Origin of the sequence: Streptomyces sp. NPDC051555 (assembly GCF_044454405.1) — a bacterium.
GTDB lineage: Bacteria > Actinomycetota > Actinomycetes > Streptomycetales > Streptomycetaceae > Streptomyces.
Genome location: NZ_JBITDP010000004.1, coordinates 399,198 through 414,259 on the forward strand (window position 1 = coordinate 399,198; position 15,062 = coordinate 414,259).

Genomic DNA, 15,062 nt, shown 5'->3' on the forward strand with positions numbered 1-15,062 from the left:
GGCGGCGCCCCCGCCCGGGCGGCCCCCCCGGGGGCCGCGGGGGCGCCGGGGGGGGGGGGGGGGGGGGCGCCCCCCCCCCCCCCCCCCCAGCCCCGCAGGGCCCCCGAGCCGCACCCACGCCCCCCGCCCCGGAACGAGAGGCCCCGCAGGGCCCCCGAGCCGCACCCACGCCGACACCCGCCCCCGCCCCGGAACGCGAGGCCCCGCAGGGCCCCCGCCCCACTCCGGAGGAGACCCGAACCCTCGCCTCCTGGGACCGCGACCTGGACGCCCTGGAGGGCGAACTGCGCCGCTCCCGCGCCGCCGTCCGCGACGTCCAACTGCCCGCCACCCTCTCCGCGAGCCAGCTCCTGCGCCTGGCCGCCGACGAGGAGGGCTTCGTCCGCGACCTCGCCCGCCCGCTGCCCAAGCCCCCGCAGCCCGCCGCCCGCCAGGGCACCCGCTTCCACGCCTGGGTCGAGTCCCGGTTCGACGACCTGCCGCTGCCGCTCCTCGACGTACTGGACCCGGTCACCGAGCTGCCCGGCTCCGACCAGGAGGTGGCCGACGAGCGCGACCTGGACGCCCTGAAGGCCGCCTTCGAGCGCAGCCCGTACGCCGAGCGCACCCCGTACCGGATGGAGGTGCCCGTCCAGTTCACCCTCGCGGGCCGGGTCGTCCGGGGCCGGATCGACGCGGTCTACCGCAATGACGACGGCAGCTTCGAGATCGTCGACTGGAAGACCGGCCGGTCCGCCGAAGCCGATCCGCTCCAGCTCGCCGTCTACCGCCTGGCCTGGTCGGAAGCGACCGGAACCCCGCTCGACCGGATCACCGTCGCCTTCCTGCACGTCCGCAGCGGCCGGGTGATACGGCCCGCGAACCTGCCGACCAGGGCCCGCCTTGAGCGGATCCTCCAAGGCGAAACGGACACGGACGGCGCCCCACAGGCGGACGGTTAGGCTCGTGGGTATGAGCCAGACCCCGGACAGCGCCGTCCGCGCCTACATCGACACGCACCGCGCCGCCTTCCTCGACGACCTCGCCGAGTGGCTGCGCATCCCCTCCGTCTCGGCCCAGCCCGAGCACGCGGACGATGTGGAGCGCAGCGCGCGGTGGCTCGCCTCGGCGCTGGCCGCGACCGGCTTCCCGGTCACCGAGATCTGGCCCACCCCCGGCGCCCCGGCCGTCTTCGCCGAGTGGCCGAGCGAGGACCCGGACGCGCCCGTCGTCCTGGTCTACGGCCACCACGACGTACAGCCCGCCGCGCTCGCCGACGGCTGGCACACCGAGCCGTTCGAGCCGGTGGTCAAGGACAACCGGATGTACGGGCGGGGCGCGGCCGACGACAAGGGCCAGGTCTTCTTCCACACCCTCGGCGTACGGGCGCACCTGGCCGCGACCGGCGCCGCCGCCCCCGCCGTGCACCTCAAGCTGCTGATCGAGGGCGAGGAGGAGTCCGGCTCCACGAACTTCCGCGCCCTCGTCGAGGCCGAGGCCGCCCGCCTCGCCGCCGACGTCGTGATCGTCTCCGACACCGGCATGTGGTCCGAGAACACCCCGACCGTCTGCACCGGCATGCGCGGCATCGCCGACTGCGAGATCGAGCTGGACGGGCCGGACCAGGACATCCACTCCGGTGCCTTCGGCGGCGCCGTGCCCAACCCGGCGACCGTGGCCGCCCGCCTCGTCGCGGCGCTGCACGACGCCGACGAGCGGGTCACCGTCCCCGGGTTCTACGACAACATCGCCGTCCTGACGGACGCCGAGCGCGCGCTGATCGCCGAGCTGCCCTTCGACGAGGCCGAGTGGCTGCGCACCGCCAAGTCCCACGCGGCCTCGGGGGAGGCCGGCTACTCCACCCTGGAGCGGGTCTGGGCCCGCCCGACGGCCGAGGTCAACGGCATCGGCGGCGGCTACCAGGGGCCCGGAGGGAAGACCATCGTCCCCGCCTCCGCCCAGCTGAAGCTGTCGTTCCGGCTGGTCTCCGGCCAGGACCCGTACGAGGTCCAGAAGGCCGTGACGGACTGGGTCGCGGCCCGGGTGCCCGATGGGATCCGCCACTCCATCGTCTGGGGCGCCCCCACCCGGCCCTGCCTGACCCCGCTGGACCACCCGGCGCTGCGGTCGGTCGTACGGGCCATGGGGCGCGCCTTCGGGGAGAAGATCCGCTTCACCCGCGAGGGCGGCTCGGGTCCCGCGGCGGACCTCCAGGACGTGCTGGGCGCCCCCGTGCTCTTCCTCGGGATCTCCGTACCCTCCGACGGCTGGCACTCGCCGAACGAGAAGGTCGAGCTGGACCTGCTGCTCAAGGGCGTCGAAACGACCGCGTACCTGTGGTCCGACCTCGCCGAGAACTGGAAGCCCGCGTCCGCGTCCGCGCCCACCGCCGGCTGATCGCGCCCGCACCCGCGCCCGTACCCGTCCCACCACTCCGGGGGAGTTGGAAGTACTAGTGAGCATCTCGACCGAGCACGCCGCCGTTGACGGCCCGGCCGCCGACCGGCCCGTCTCGCTGACCGCGCCCAGCGGCATCGACCGCGCCGCGCACCACCGTCTCGACGAGGCCTGGCTGGCCGCGGCCTGGAGCCACCCGACGACCCGCGTCTTCGTGGTCTCCGGCGGCCAGGTGCTGATCGACGACACCCCGGACGGGGGCACGGAGATCGTCATGACCCCGGCCTTCGAGGCCCCGGCCACCGAGACCCACCGCTACTTCCTCGGCACCGGCGAGGACGGCGTGCGGTACTTCGCGCTCCAGAAGGACTCGCTGCCCGGCCGGATGGACCAGTCGGCCCGCCCGGCCGGCCTGCGCGAGGCGGGCCTGCTGCTCCCGCCGCGGGACGCCGGGCTGATGGTGCACGCTGTGGCCCTGGAGAACTGGCAGCGCATGCACCGTTTCTGCTCCCGCTGCGGCGAGCGCACGGTGGTCGCGGCCGCGGGCCACATCCGGCGCTGCCCGGGCTGCGGCGCGGAGCACTACCCGCGCACCGACCCGGCCGTGATCATGCTGGTCACCGACGACCAGGACCGCGCGCTCCTCGGCCGCCAGGTGCACTGGCCGGAGGGGCGCTTCTCGACCCTGGCGGGCTTCGTGGAGCCGGGCGAAGCCATCGAGCAGTCGGTGATCCGCGAGGTGTGGGAGGAGGCGGGCGTCCGGATCGGCGCGGTCGAGTACGTCGCCAGCCAGCCCTGGCCCTTCCCGTACAGCCTGATGCTCGGCTTCAACGCCCGCGCGATCTCCTCGGAGATCACCGTGGACGGCGAGGAGATCGAGGAGGCCCGCTGGTTCTCCCGCGAGGACCTGCGGCGCGCGATCGAGGCCGGCGAGGTGCTCCCCCCGGCGGGCATCTCCATCGCGGCCCGCCTGGTCGAACTCTGGTACGGCGCCCCCCTCCCCAGGCCCACCGCCTGACGCCCGTACCCGGCCGCCCGTACCTGACGCCCGTACCCGCCCCCCGCACGGGGACCGGGTACGGGCGGCCGGGTGGCCGGAAACAAATCATTTGTCGACTTCTGTCGGCCTGCGGATGATGGTCCGTCGTGAGTACTCCCCGACGCCTCGCCGCACTCCTGCCTGATCTGACGCCCTGGCGTTCCAGCCGTGACTTCCGGCTGCTCTTCTGGCAGGGCACGGTCACCTTCTTCGGTTCCTTCATGGCGATGATCGCCCTGCCGCTCCAGATCAAGCACCTCACGGACTCACCGCTGGCGGTGGGCGCGATGGGCGCGGTGGAGCTCGTACCGATGGTGGTCTGCGGCCTCTACGGCGGGGCACTCGCGGACGCGGTGGACCGGCGGCGGCTGATCCTGCTGACCGAGGCGGGTCTCGGCGTCCTGGCCTTGATCCTGCTGGTCAACGCGGTGCTCCCGGAGCCTCTCCTGTGGCCGCTGTACGTGGTCGCCGCAGGCGTCTCCGGTCTCGCGGGCCTCCAGCGGCCCGCCCTCGACTCCCTGATGGCCCGGATCGTCCCGCACGACCAGATGACGGCCGCGGCCGCCCTGAACTCGCTGCGCTACAACATCGGCGCCATCGCCGCACCGTCCCTGGCGGGCCTGGTCGTGGCGTGGGCCGGGTACGCCTCGGCCTACGCGGTCACGGTGATCGGTTTCGTCGCCTCCGTGGTGCTGTGCACCCGGCTGGCACCCGCGCCGCCCGTCCGCGGCGGCGAGCGGCCCTCGCTGCGCTCGATAGCCGAAGGCGCCCGGTACGCGTGGAGCAGGCCGGTGCTGCTCGGCACGTACGCGGTGGACCTCGCGGCGATGTTCCTCGCCTTCCCCAACACGATCTTCCCCTTCCTCGCGGACGAGCTGGACGCGGTGTGGGCCCTGGGCCTGATGTACGGGGCGGGCGCGGTCGGCTCCCTCCTGCTGGGCCTCACGAGCGGCTGGACCTCGCGCGTCCACCGGCACGGCCTCCTGGTGATCGGCGGGGCGACCGTGTGGGGCCTGGCCGTCGCGGCGGCGGGCTGGACCGGCAGCATCTGGGTGGTGCTGGCCTGCCTGGCCGTGGCGGGCGCGGGAGACATGCTCAGCGGCCTCGGCCGCGCCACGATCTGGAACCAGACCATCCCCGAGGAACTGCGCGGCCGCCTCGCCGGCATCGAGGTCCTCTCCTACAGCGTCGGCCCGCAGCTCGGCCAGGTCCGGGCGGGCACGATGGCAGGCTGGACCGGCACCCGCTCCGCGTTCTGGACCGGCGGCGTGGCCTGCGTGGCCTCGGTGGCCGTCCTGTCCGCGCTGCTCCCCAAGCTGTTCACGTACGACGCCCGCACCGACGAGGACGCGCTCCGCCGCCGGGCCGACCGTGAGGCCGCCGCCGCTGCCGACACCGCCGTCGCCGCCGACACGACCCCCGACACCGCCGCCGACCGCGCCCCGGCCGCCTGACCACACGCAGAAGGGCCCATGGAGCTTGGGGCCTTCCCCTGTTTCGAGTTGGAGCTTCCGCGGTCGAGCCGGCGGAGGCGTTGACCTGGCGTCTTTCGCGAGTGCGGTTCTCAACTCGTTCTGGAAACTGGACACGGCAACCCTGGTTCGGCGCGGTTCGGGGAGCAGGTCACCACGGCCACGGAGTGAAACACGGTGCCGCTGAGGTAGTGGCCCAGTGACACGTCACCGCCCCACGTCAGCCGCTCTACAGCGTTCCTCACCAGGACCACGAGCCGGGTCACGTCGCGCTCTGCTTCGATGGCGAACCGGGGTGCGAACTCTGCTAGTTGCAGGCCCAGCCATTCGCCGGACTCCTTCGGCTCCTCCCACGTTCCCCGGACCGTGGAGGGCGGCTTCATCAGCCAGTGCGCCGTCTGGATCGGCGGCATGCCACTCACGGGGAACTCTGCGACAGCCTGCCGGTACCGGTCGATGACCTCCTGCAGGCTCCCGACGGTCGGAGGCTCCCCCGGGGGACGACGAACGCCTTCCTTGTCGAAGTCCTGCTTCTCCCCGAGCCATGCGTAGCCGTGGTGGTGCACCGGTGCTCCGTTCCGAGAGATGACGACGGCCCCACCCGTCGGCGTGAGGGCAGGGCCGTCAGTTCAGGTGGTGCTCAGGGTTCAGGCGGAGAGCGTGAAGCGCGCGGGGTCGATGCCCGCCGCGTCCAGTTCCGCCGTGGTGAAGCGCAGCGGCTCCGCCTCCGGCCGCTTGCTGTCACCCAGGGCCCACGCGTCCGGGCCGATCTTGGCGAGGGTCACGCACGCCTCGCCGTCCGGGTGGGTGTTGCCGCCGCACGCCTTCGAGGAGGCGGCCGTGTTGATGTCGAGCGCGTACAGGTCGGTCATCGTTGCCCTTCCTGATCATCTGACGGCCCTGTGAGGCCGTCTCCCGCCCTCAGTGGGCGGAAGTCTCCGTGACCCTCATGGCCTCGGCTATCTGCTCCACCACGTCGGCCGGGAGCATCCCCAGATGCACGTACGGGAAGCCGTTGTAGGTGACCGTGGGCCGTATGCCGGACCATGCGGCTTCCGGGATATCGAGGGCCGCGAGGGTGGCGCGTATGGACTCAGCGGCGTCATCGGCCCGGCCCCAGGCGTCTCGCCAGGTCTGCATCTCCATCAGGCAGCCACCGCCTGAGCGCTGGGGCACTTGTTGTGCCGGTAGACGACGGCGGGGGCACCCGAGGTGCGATCGACAGTTCCCCTGCGGACGGGTTCGAGCGGCTTCACCGTCCGGGAACAGGCGGAGCACGTGCGCCCAGGGGCGTAGGTCAGGTACTCCCACTCGTCCCGGTCGAACTCCGGAACCTGATCCTGCTTCGCCTTTGCCATGTCGCACCCCTCGCGGTCGCCGTCGCTGCGGGGCAATCCTTCACCGCTTAGCAGGGGCGTAGCGCGATCATGCGCGTCATGGACTAAAGATCATCGGAGGGCGGTCGCGCACGCTGCCAGGAAGGCCCGTGCGTCGCTTCCGAAGATGGCCCGGTCTTCAAGGTGGGCGAACTCTTCCAGGTGGCTCACCACGTCCCGGGGGTCTCGGAAGACCATGACCCCCGTGGACAGCTCGACGGTGGCGATGCGGTCGTCGTAGACCGTGAAGGTGTTCAGCGGTGCGGGCCCGGTGGGGACGGTCAGCGGGATGATCCCGAGCCGTACGTTCGGCAGGTGCGTGAGCGAGGCCAGGTGGTCGATCTGCACCGCGAGCGCGTCCGGGCCGACGAGGGGCCACCGGACTGCCTGCTCAGTGAGTATGAACGTGAACCGCTTCGAGCGGTCGTACAGGACCTGTTGCCGTTCCAGCTTCCTGGCGATGGTCTTCGAGTGATCACCGGAGATGTGGGCGAGGCTCGCCCGGATGTACTCCGGTGTCGAGAGCAGGCCCGTGATCATCGACAGCAGGAAGAACCGGAACTCGGCCGACGATGCTTCGAGGCCGGCCAGCTCCAGTTGCTTCTTGTCGAGGCCCCTGCGGCGCATGCCCCGGGCGCCCTGCCACTCCGTATTCGCGAGACGTGCCAGGGTCATGACCTGTGTGACCAGAGCGGGGGCCGCATCGCAGGCCCTCAGGAGTTGCTCTACGTCCACGAGGGACGGGCGGACCTTGCCGTTCTCGATCCGGCTGACCTTGGACTGAGACATGTTGCAGCGGGCAGCGGCCCGAGCCCCTGAGAGCCCGGACCGCTTGCGTACCGCTTTCAGCAGGGCCGCCAGTTCCTCGCCTGACTGGCCAAGCTCCTCTGGTTCGACACTCACGTACTGACGTACTCCAGGAACGGCACAGACGCGGCTACGGCGATGCGCTGGTACTCGATGAACGGGGCGGGGTCACCCTCGTACAGTTCGCGGCTGATCTGCTTGCCGTCCGCCTCGTAGTGCATGAGGACGACGGTGGAGCGGTCGAACATCCAGAAGTCTCCGATGTCCGGCAGCGGGTTCGGCCGGTCGGTCACGTCGAGGATGCGGATGTCTTCTCCGGCCGGGGCCTGGTGCTGGTAGTACCGCTCGAACTCGAACCGCAGGTAGTCACTCAGCGGCTGAGTGAGGACGTGCACACGCCCGACGGCGCGGGTCCGCACCATCTCCGTCCACGAGTCCTCGTACGGGCCGGGGAACCGGGCCCCCGCCGTGAAGGCTGCGAACTCCTCCGCTTCCTGCGGTACGAGGTACTGCGGCAGTGTCTCAAGCCGCCAGGCTTCCGTCTGGAAGGTCTTGAACTTGGATGCCCAGTCTTCACCATCCAAGAGCACGGAACGCCTCCCTGAGCACTGCTTCGGGGATCTCTACGAGTCCCTCGCCGGTGGGCGGGGTGAAGGCTTCGGATACGTCGCCCTGGACGATGAACGAGCCGGACGCGGTCTGGTAGACGTTCGGGCAGTCCCCCTGTCCACACTCGCCGTTTCCGTTGCCTGTGAGCCGGGTCAGTTCCTGACGTGCCATGTGGAGCCCCCTCGGTGCCAGGCCCCCGCTGGGCCTGATGACCATGACCGTACGGAGCGACGGGCGAGGCCGTCTATGCGCGAACGCGACTATGCACGTCTTCGCATAAACCTGTGCCCGACAGTCCCGGGGCGGACAGCAGAAGGCCCCCGTCTAGGTCGCTGCGTGGCAGCTTCCGGGCCGGGGGCCAGTCTGTAGGTATGGAGGGGGATCGGGTCAGACGGCCAGTGCCTGCTTGACCTGGGCAAGCGACGGGTTCGTCATGACCGACTCGCTACCAGTGGAGGAAAGAACCAGAACCGTGGGAACGGTCTGGTTGCCACCGTTGGCCTGCTCGACGAAAGCGGCCGACTCGGGGTCCTGCTCGATGTTGATCTCGGTGTAGGCGATGCCTTCCCGGTCCAGCTGGCTCTTCAGCCGGCGGCAGTAGCCGCACCACGTGGTGCTGTACATCGTCACGGAACCCTTGTCCTGCATGGCGGGAGCTCTCCTCTGGGGGGTCTGGATACGTCCGAGTAGTCGAACGTACGAAGCGGCCCGCCCATTCCCGGGACCCCGGGGCGGGGGTCGACGCTGCATTCGTATGACCGGTTCGGACCGCCTGTGGACAGGTTTCTCGCCCGACCCACCGGACCTGGCAGCATGGCGGGGTGACAGCAGCAACGCACTCCTCATCCTTCCCGGCCGCCGCCGAATCGGCCGACGCGGTGCTCCTGGGCCTGGACCCGGAGCAGCGCGAGGTCGCCACGACCCTGCAGGGGCCCGTGTGCGTGCTGGCGGGCGCCGGCACGGGCAAGACGCGGGCCATCACCCACCGCATCGCCTACGGGGTGCGTTCCGGCCAGCTGATGCCGGCGAGCGTGCTGGCGGTCACCTTCACCAACCGCGCCGCGGGCGAGATGCGCGGGCGGCTGCGCACCCTGGGCGCCGGCGGTGTCCAGGCGCGGACCTTCCACTCCGCCGCGCTGCGCCAGCTCCAGTACTTCTGGCCCAAGGCGATCGGCGGCGACGTCCCGCGCCTGGTCGAGCGCAAGATCCAGTTGGTGGCCGAGGCCGGTGCGCGCTGCCGGATCCGCCTCGACCGCAATGAGCTGCGCGATGTCACCGGCGAGATCGAGTGGGCCAAGGTCACCCAGACCGTTCCCGCCGACTACCCGGCGGCCGCCCTCAAGGCGGGGCGCGAGGCCCCCCGGGACATGGCCGAGATCGCCCAGATCTACGGCACCTACGAGCAGCTCAAGCGCGACCGGTCGATGATCGACTTCGAGGACGTGCTGCTGCTCACCGTCGGCATCCTCCAGGACCGTCACGACATCGCCGAACAGATCCGCACCCAGTACCAGCACTTCGTCGTCGACGAGTACCAGGACGTCAGCCCCCTCCAGCAGCGCCTGCTGGAGCTGTGGCTCGGCGACCGGGACAGCCTGTGCGTCGTCGGCGACGCCAGCCAGACGATCTACTCCTTCACCGGCGCCACCCCGGACCACCTGCTCGGCTTCCGCACCCGGTACCCGCAGGCCACCGTGGTCAAGCTGGTCCGCGACTACCGCTCCACCCCGCAGGTGGTCCACCTCGCCAACGGGCTGCTCGGCCAGGCCAGCGGCCGGGCCGCCGAGCACCGCCTGGAGCTGGTCTCCCAGCGCGAGGCGGGCCCCGACCCGGCGTACGCCGAGTACCCCGACGAGCCCGCCGAGGCGGAGGGGGTCGCCGGCCGGATCCGGGACCTGATCGCCGCGGGCGTCCCCGCGGGCGAGATCGCCGTGCTGTACCGCATCAACGCCCAGTCCGAGGTGTACGAGCAGGCCCTCGCCGATGCCGGCGTGCCCTACCAGCTGCGCGGCGCGGAGCGGTTCTTCGAGCGCCCCGAGGTCAAGAAGGCCATGCTCACCCTCAGGGGCGCCGCGCGCTCCGGGGGGAACGACCCGCTGGTCGACGAGGTCGTCGGGCTGGCCTCCCAGGTCCGGGCCGTGCTCAGCTCCAACGGCTGGACCACCGAGCCGCCGGCCGGGTCCGGGGCCGTGCGCGACCAGTGGGAATCGCTGGCCGCGCTGGTCCGGCTCGCGGAGGACTTCGCCCGCAGCAGACCCCGGGCCACCCTGGCCGACCTCGCGGTCGAGCTGGAGGAGCGGATGGCCGCCCAGCACGCCCCGACCGTCCAGGGCGTCACCCTCGCCTCGTTGCACGCGGCCAAGGGCCTCGAGTGGGACGCGGTCTTCCTCGTCGGCCTCACCGACGGCATGATGCCGATCACCTACGCCAAGACCGACGAGCAGGTCGAGGAGGAGCGCCGGCTGCTCTACGTCGGCGTCACCCGGGCGAGGGTGCACCTGACGCTCTCCTGGTCCCTGTCGCGGGCTCCGGGTGGTCGGGCGGCCCGCAGGCCCAGCCGCTTCCTGAACGGGCTGCGACCGGGCTCCACGGCCGCGGGGAGCCGCTCGGCGGTGGCGATCGCCGAGCGCGGGGCCCGCAAGCGGGTCCGGCGCGGGCCCGCGCTGTGCCGGGTCTGCGGCAAGACCCTGACCGAGGCGGGCGAGCTGAAGCTGATGCGGTGCGAGGACTGCCCGTCCGACATGGACGAGGGCCTCTACGAGCGGCTGCGGGACTGGCGCGCGGGCCAGGCGAAGGAGCTGGGCCAGCCCGCCTACTGCGTCTTCACCGACAAGACCCTGATGGCGATCGCGGAGGCCGCGCCGTCCGAGGCGGGGGAGCTGTCGATGATCTCGGGTGTGGGTGGACGCAAGCTCGACCGGTTCGGGGCGGACGTACTGGCCATCTGCGCAGGTGAGGAGCCCGGGAGCGGTGCCGGGGACGACGCGTAGAAACTCGTCGGAAAAATAGTTTGCACATGCCCTGTGCAGCCCCATAGGTTCTTAGCAACGGAAACGGTGGCTTCTCCGAAGCCCCGGATTCGTGCTGTACTTATCCGAATACGCATGGGACAGGCCCTCGGGCCGACTCCCCGAGACGCCGAGAGGAGGCGAGACCAGTGACCAGCTTGATGACCACCACCAAACTGACCGATCGCTCGGTTGCCGCTTCCTCCTGCCTGCTTCTCGCTACCTCTGCGCCCTCCGTCCTGGGCACCGGTCTGTCCGCCATTTCCGCGGTCAGCCCCGTCGCCCTGGTCACCCGCCGGGTGAGCGAGCGCAATGAACGACCGTTCCAGGCACCGGTGGCAGTAGCAGCTGGCCAGGCCAAGGCGCATGCCTATGGCGGCTTCGCGGCGGCAGCCGGTGCCGGAAACCAGACGAAGCAGACGACGCAGCACCACCTGATGTGGGCCTTCCGCGGGCTCGAACCCTGGAGTGATCCAGCCTGATCGCATGATCAGGCCGGCGCCTTCAGGGCCGCGGAACCCCACCCGGGATCCGCGGCCCTTTTGTTTGTCCCCGACCGGGGACGACAACGCGAAGGGGCCACGGGACTGGCAAGAACAGGTACCAGCCGAACCCGGCCGACCGGCCGGAACGACGTGACGAACCAGACGAGGAAAAACCCACCGTGCAACTCGAAGCGCACGCCCCGTCCGTACCGCAGACCCAGACGATCTCCCCGCCCGCAGTCCCGGAGGACTCCACCTTGACTCCCCTCACCGCGCTCACCGCGCTCGACGACGCCATCGAGAACCTCGGCGTACCCGTCGCCTGCCGCACCTACGACCCGGAGGTCTTCTTCGCCGAGTCCCCGGCCGATGTCGAGTACGCCAAGTCGCTCTGCCGCACGTGCCCGCTGGTCGAGGCCTGCCTCGCCGGTGCGGTCGAGCGCCGCGAGCCCTGGGGCGTCTGGGGTGGCGAGCTCTTCGTCCAGGGCGTCGTCGTCGCCCGCAAGCGTCCGCGTGGTCGTCCGCGCAAGAACCCGGTTGTTGCGGCATGAACTTCACCGGAACCATCGACCGCCCCCTGACGCGCGATCCCCTGAAGCAGGCCCTCATGACCCCGCAGAACACGAGCGAGCAGCCGTCCGGCTCCGCCACCGAAGACTTCATCACCATGGGCGCGATCACCTCGCGTCAGAACAGGACCCGCGAGATGCAACTCATTCCAGAAGCCCTGGCCCGTGCCCATATGGCCGACCGTATGCGTGAGGCGGACGGCGAACGCCGTGCCCTGCGCGTGGTCGCCGCCCGCCGCATGCAGCGGCGAGCCGAGCGCGTTTCGCTGCGCGCCCGTCGTGCACTGGCCATGGCCGTCATGAACTGACCCAGGCCCCGCCTGGAGTGACACCAGCAGACCCCCGGGGGGCCGCTCCGTTCGGAGTGGTCCCCCGGTGCGTTGCGGAACGCCGCGCACCGGGCGGCGGTATCGTCGGGAGGTGGACCAGCCGACTCCCCGCCCCGCGCCCCAGGGACCCGAGGCCCCTCCCGTCACCTGCGCGCGCTGCGGCGCGCGCTGCCCCGAGGGCGCACCGCCCACCTGGACCTGCTCCGTCGAGAACGGCAGCAGACAGTACTTCTGCCACGACTGCGCCCGGGCCAACCTGCGCGCGATCGAGGGCAGGCTCGACTCCTCCTGGTGGTGAGCCGGGACGCGGCGCGGCGGATCAGGACTCCGGCAGGAACCCCGGGAGCCAGGCCTCCAGTTCCTCCCGCAGTCGCACCGTCGCACCCAACTGGCACAGCACCCCGATCGTGCTCAGCGTCACGCGGTGGATCAGCAGGTAGGACGGCGGGAGGTTGATCTGCCGGCCCAACTGGTGCGCGGGGGAGCGCGGGTCGGCGATCCGGGCCGCCTGGCTGCGCATCCACGCCCGGGTGAAGGTGAACTCGTCGACCTTCGCCGGTTCGATGATCGGGCGGAGGTAGTCCAGCACCGCGTCCGGGTCCAGCTCGATGGACTCCTTCACGAAGCCCTCGGCGCGCAGGTGCCCGTAGACCCCCTCGGCGTCGTCGTCCAGGGTCATCCGCAAGGAACGGCCCACCGGCTTGGGCAGCCCGCCCGGGAGGCGGTCGACCGTACCGAAGTCCAGTACTCCCAGCCGGAGTCGACCGTCCGGGCCCGCCATCAGCCGGAAGTTGCCCGGATGCGGATCGGCGTGCAGCAGCCCGGTGCGCGCGGGACCGGAGAAGAGAAACCGGGCCAGCAGCTGCCCGGCACGGTCGCGCTCCTCCTGGGTGCCGTCGGCGATGATCTCCGACAGCGGCGTCCCCTCGATCCACTCGGTCACCAGCACCTGGTCGCTCTGGTGCACGACATCCGGCACGACCACATCGGGATCGCCCTCGAAGGCCTCCGCGTGGATCCGCTGGGCCTCCGCCTCCAACTCGTAGTCCAGCTCCTCCGACACCCGGTCGCGCAACTCGGTGATCAGCGGCTTGATCTCCATGCCCGGGATCAGCGGTCCCAACAGTCCCGCGAACCGGCCGAGCTGCTTGAGGTCCGACAGCAGCGCCTCCCCGGCCCCCGGGTACTGCACCTTGACGGCGACCTGTCGCCCGTCGTGCCACACGGCCCGGTGGACCTGACCGATGGACGCGGCCGCCGCGGGCTTGTCCTCGAACTCCGAGAACAGATCCCGCCAGTCCTCGCCGAGCCGCTCCGCCAGCACCTGGTGCACCCGCGCGGCGGGCAGCGGCGGGGCGGCTTCCTGGAGCTTGGTCAGCGCGGCCCGGTAGGGCCCGGCGACCTCCTCGGGCAGCGCCGCTTCGAAGACCGACATGGCCTGCCCGAACTTCATCGCACCGCCCTTCAGCTCACCCAGGGTGCGGAAGAGCTGTTCGGCGGTGCGCTGTTGCAGTTCGCGCGCGACGATCTCCGCCGACTTGCCCCCGATCCGCTTCCCCAACCCCCAGGTGGCCCGGCCCGCTATGCCGAGCGGCAGCGCGGCCAGCTTGACGGTACGAGTGACCGCCTTCCGGGGAAGATCAGACATGCGCCCCTCCAGTTCCCAGACAGCCGCGCCGCACGCGGCGCCTACCCGGCCATTGTGTCCTGTCCCTCTCGGGCGACGGAGGAGTCCCCCTCCCTGGACCCCGCCGCCCCGCACGCGCACTCCGGATGAGCGCGCACCCGGGCCCGCTCCCAGTGCAGCCCGGGCAGCGCGGCCTCCCAGCGGGCCCCCGTCGACGCGGGCAACTCCCCGTCCAGGAAGGCCAGTGCATGGGCCGCCGCCAACCCCGCCACCGCGGTGGCCAACCCCAGGTCACAGGCGACCGAGCCGCGGCGCCGGTGGGCCCCGCGCCACTGCACCAGCATCCGCGCCCAGCCCTGGTCCCGCGCCACCCGTGCCCGCTCCATGCACCCCGCGCACCCCGTCGTCCCCGGCAGCACCAGCGGCCCCACCAGCCCGGTACCCTCCAGCACCCCGGCATACAGATGCGGGATCCCCGCGGCCACCCAATCCGCAGCGGTGTCCGGATCCGGGGCCCACGCCTGGAGCCCGTCCCGGGGCGCGACCACCACCAGGGCGAGCCCCGGCTCGGGCCCCTCCCACTCCTGGGCCCGCGGCGCCCGCCCGGGAGCCGACGCCCGCACCAGCGCCCCCACCGCCTCCGCCCGCAGCCGGCCCACGCTCTCCGGCCCGAGCCCGCCGGGCGCCACGTCCCCCGGCTCCACCCGGCCGCCGTCCAGCACCTCGACCCGGCCCACCCCGGCCCCCGCCAGCACCGCCGCGATCAGCGCGCCCACCCGACCGCTGCCCCGCACCTGCACCCGCACGGTCCGGCGCGCCGCGATCCCCCGCAGATCACCGCCGGGCTCCCGGCGCACCAAGGACAGCGAACCCCGGTCGGGCCCCAGCCGCTCCAGCACCTCCGGGCGCCGCAGCAACGACTGGGCCCGCGGCCCGCCCGCCGTGGCGTCATCGAGCACCCCGGCCGCCGCGAGCCGTCGCACCAGCTCGTCCACCTGCCCGCCCGGTAACCCCAGCGCGGCCCCCTCCTTGCGCAGCAGGTCCATGCCGCGGGTCCCGTCGAGCCGTTCGATCAGGGTCCCCGTCGCCGTGTCCACCGGCCCGAACACCACCGCGTGCGCGGGCGTCACCCCGAACTGCACGGTCTGCAGGTCCCGCCAGGCCCGCGCCAGCGCGGGCTTCACCTTCGGATACATCGCCCTTCCCCCTTCGCCTTTCGGCCTTCACCCTCGGCCTTCACCTTTCGGCCTTCGTCCACCGAGCGGCCCCGACGCCGCTCTCGCAGCATGACCGCACCCCGTCCGCGGCGCGGAAAGTTATCCACAGGCGGACCCGATTCGGCATATGAGCCGACCGCCCGGGGGC

The 15,062-nt window shown here is 71.8% G+C and carries 19 protein-coding genes; 9 read left to right on the forward strand and 10 right to left on the reverse strand.

Going from position 1 to position 15,062, the window contains the following annotated elements; translation table 11 throughout:
• From ACIBEA_RS12940 to ACIBEA_RS12955, 4 genes are all read left to right on the forward strand, one after another.
• The coding region (locus ACIBEA_RS12940) for a PD-(D/E)XK nuclease family protein (RefSeq protein ID WP_399260026.1) at positions 1 to 941 on the forward strand (941 nt) is incomplete at its 5' end.
• Between the two features lie 10 nt (positions 942 to 951).
• Complete coding sequence (locus ACIBEA_RS12945) at positions 952 to 2,376, forward strand: dipeptidase (protein ID WP_399260028.1); 1,425 nt, start codon at positions 952 to 954, stop codon at positions 2,374 to 2,376.
• Positions 2,377 to 2,422: 46 nt separating this feature from the next.
• Positions 2,423 to 3,394 (forward strand): NAD(+) diphosphatase, encoded by a 972-nt coding sequence (gene nudC / locus ACIBEA_RS12950; protein WP_399260030.1) that lies wholly within the window; start codon positions 2,423 to 2,425, stop codon positions 3,392 to 3,394.
• A 128-nt stretch (positions 3,395 to 3,522) separates the two neighbouring features.
• Positions 3,523 to 4,869, forward strand: coding sequence for an MFS transporter (locus ACIBEA_RS12955; RefSeq protein WP_399260032.1), 1,347 nt, complete (start codon positions 3,523 to 3,525; stop codon positions 4,867 to 4,869).
• A 110-nt stretch (positions 4,870 to 4,979) separates the two neighbouring features.
• On the opposite strand, the gene ACIBEA_RS12960 is transcribed toward ACIBEA_RS12955, so the two are convergent.
• The 8 genes from ACIBEA_RS12960 to ACIBEA_RS12995 form a co-directional block, all read right to left on the reverse strand.
• Positions 4,980 to 5,453, reverse strand: a complete 474-nt coding sequence (locus tag ACIBEA_RS12960; RefSeq protein ID WP_399260034.1) for a hypothetical protein — start codon at positions 5,451 to 5,453, stop codon at positions 4,980 to 4,982.
• A gap of 81 nt (positions 5,454 to 5,534) precedes the next feature.
• On the reverse strand, positions 5,535 to 5,759 hold the full coding sequence (locus ACIBEA_RS12965; protein ID WP_399260036.1) for a DUF397 domain-containing protein: 225 nt from the start codon (positions 5,757 to 5,759) through the stop codon (positions 5,535 to 5,537).
• Between the two features lie 49 nt (positions 5,760 to 5,808).
• Positions 5,809 to 6,027, reverse strand: a complete 219-nt coding sequence (locus tag ACIBEA_RS12970) for a hypothetical protein (RefSeq protein WP_399260038.1) — start codon at positions 6,025 to 6,027, stop codon at positions 5,809 to 5,811.
• 5 nt (positions 6,028 to 6,032) lie between these two features.
• Positions 6,033 to 6,245 (reverse strand): hypothetical protein, encoded by a 213-nt coding sequence (locus ACIBEA_RS12975; RefSeq protein WP_399260040.1) that lies wholly within the window; start codon positions 6,243 to 6,245, stop codon positions 6,033 to 6,035.
• Positions 6,246 to 6,335: 90 nt separating this feature from the next.
• Positions 6,336 to 7,166, reverse strand: a complete 831-nt coding sequence (locus tag ACIBEA_RS12980) for a helix-turn-helix domain-containing protein (RefSeq protein WP_399260042.1) — start codon at positions 7,164 to 7,166, stop codon at positions 6,336 to 6,338.
• Positions 7,163 to 7,660: a DUF6879 family protein gene (locus ACIBEA_RS12985; protein ID WP_399260044.1), complete on the reverse strand. Its 498-nt coding sequence runs from the start codon at positions 7,658 to 7,660 to the stop codon at positions 7,163 to 7,165. The genes ACIBEA_RS12980 and ACIBEA_RS12985 overlap by 4 nt, the downstream gene beginning before the upstream one ends.
• Positions 7,644 to 7,850 carry a hypothetical protein gene (locus ACIBEA_RS12990; protein ID WP_399260046.1) on the reverse strand — a complete coding sequence of 69 codons (207 nt, stop codon included), beginning with the start codon at positions 7,848 to 7,850 and terminating at the stop codon, positions 7,644 to 7,646. The genes ACIBEA_RS12985 and ACIBEA_RS12990 overlap by 17 nt, the downstream gene beginning before the upstream one ends.
• 216 nt (positions 7,851 to 8,066) lie before the next feature.
• Positions 8,067 to 8,327 carry a mycoredoxin gene (locus ACIBEA_RS12995; protein WP_399260048.1) on the reverse strand — a complete coding sequence of 87 codons (261 nt, stop codon included), beginning with the start codon at positions 8,325 to 8,327 and terminating at the stop codon, positions 8,067 to 8,069.
• Positions 8,328 to 8,500: 173 nt separating this feature from the next.
• On the opposite strand from ACIBEA_RS12995, the gene ACIBEA_RS13000 reads away from it, so the two are divergent.
• The 5 genes from ACIBEA_RS13000 to ACIBEA_RS13020 all read left to right on the forward strand — a co-directional run bounded on the left by ACIBEA_RS13000 (position 8,501) and on the right by ACIBEA_RS13020 (position 12,368).
• Entirely contained in the window at positions 8,501 to 10,669 is a 2,169-nt protein-coding gene (locus tag ACIBEA_RS13000; RefSeq protein ID WP_399260050.1) for an ATP-dependent DNA helicase UvrD2, read from the forward strand.
• 167 nt (positions 10,670 to 10,836) lie between these two features.
• Positions 10,837 to 11,169, forward strand: coding sequence for a hypothetical protein (locus tag ACIBEA_RS13005; RefSeq protein WP_399260052.1), 333 nt, complete (start codon positions 10,837 to 10,839; stop codon positions 11,167 to 11,169).
• Between the two features lie 182 nt (positions 11,170 to 11,351).
• Positions 11,352 to 11,723: a WhiB family transcriptional regulator gene (locus tag ACIBEA_RS13010; protein ID WP_330332501.1), complete on the forward strand. Its 372-nt coding sequence runs from the start codon at positions 11,352 to 11,354 to the stop codon at positions 11,721 to 11,723.
• Positions 11,720 to 12,049 carry a hypothetical protein gene (locus tag ACIBEA_RS13015; protein WP_399260054.1) on the forward strand — a complete coding sequence of 110 codons (330 nt, stop codon included), beginning with the start codon at positions 11,720 to 11,722 and terminating at the stop codon, positions 12,047 to 12,049. Before ACIBEA_RS13010 ends, ACIBEA_RS13015 begins: the two co-directional genes overlap by 4 nt.
• Before the next feature lie 112 nt (positions 12,050 to 12,161).
• Complete coding sequence (locus ACIBEA_RS13020) at positions 12,162 to 12,368, forward strand: hypothetical protein (protein WP_399260056.1); 207 nt, start codon at positions 12,162 to 12,164, stop codon at positions 12,366 to 12,368.
• A 21-nt stretch (positions 12,369 to 12,389) separates the two neighbouring features.
• On the opposite strand, the gene ACIBEA_RS13025 is transcribed toward ACIBEA_RS13020, so the two are convergent.
• Both ACIBEA_RS13025 and ACIBEA_RS13030 read right to left on the reverse strand, forming a co-directional pair.
• Positions 12,390 to 13,718, reverse strand: a complete 1,329-nt coding sequence (locus ACIBEA_RS13025; RefSeq protein ID WP_399260058.1) for an ABC1 kinase family protein — start codon at positions 13,716 to 13,718, stop codon at positions 12,390 to 12,392.
• Between the two features lie 41 nt (positions 13,719 to 13,759).
• A complete protein-coding gene (locus ACIBEA_RS13030) occupies positions 13,760 to 14,893 on the reverse strand; it encodes a ThiF family adenylyltransferase (RefSeq protein ID WP_399260060.1) in 1,134 nt (377 codons plus the stop codon).
• Positions 14,894 to 15,062 lie beyond the last annotated feature (169 nt).

What these genes read in the sequence shown, in the direction of transcription:
- ACIBEA_RS12975 (WP_399260040.1), bottom strand. Translation starts at nt 6,245, where the DNA reads ATGGCAAAGGCGAAGCAGGATCAGGTTCCGGAGTTCGACCGGGACGAG.
- ACIBEA_RS12990 (WP_399260046.1), bottom strand. Translation starts at nt 7,850, where the DNA reads ATGGCACGTCAGGAACTGACCCGGCTCACAGGCAACGGAAACGGCGAG.
- ACIBEA_RS12970 (WP_399260038.1), bottom strand. Translation starts at nt 6,027, where the DNA reads ATGCAGACCTGGCGAGACGCCTGGGGCCGGGCCGATGACGCCGCTGAG.
- ACIBEA_RS13025 (WP_399260058.1), bottom strand. Translation starts at nt 13,718, where the DNA reads ATGTCTGATCTTCCCCGGAAGGCGGTCACTCGTACCGTCAAGCTGGCC.
- ACIBEA_RS12995 (WP_399260048.1), bottom strand. Translation starts at nt 8,327, where the DNA reads ATGCAGGACAAGGGTTCCGTGACGATGTACAGCACCACGTGGTGCGGC.
- ACIBEA_RS12945 (WP_399260028.1), top strand. Translation starts at nt 952, where the DNA reads ATGAGCCAGACCCCGGACAGCGCCGTCCGCGCCTACATCGACACGCAC.
- ACIBEA_RS13015 (WP_399260054.1), top strand. Translation starts at nt 11,720, where the DNA reads ATGAACTTCACCGGAACCATCGACCGCCCCCTGACGCGCGATCCCCTG.
- ACIBEA_RS12965 (WP_399260036.1), bottom strand. Translation starts at nt 5,759, where the DNA reads ATGACCGACCTGTACGCGCTCGACATCAACACGGCCGCCTCCTCGAAG.
- ACIBEA_RS13030 (WP_399260060.1), bottom strand. Translation starts at nt 14,893, where the DNA reads ATGTATCCGAAGGTGAAGCCCGCGCTGGCGCGGGCCTGGCGGGACCTG.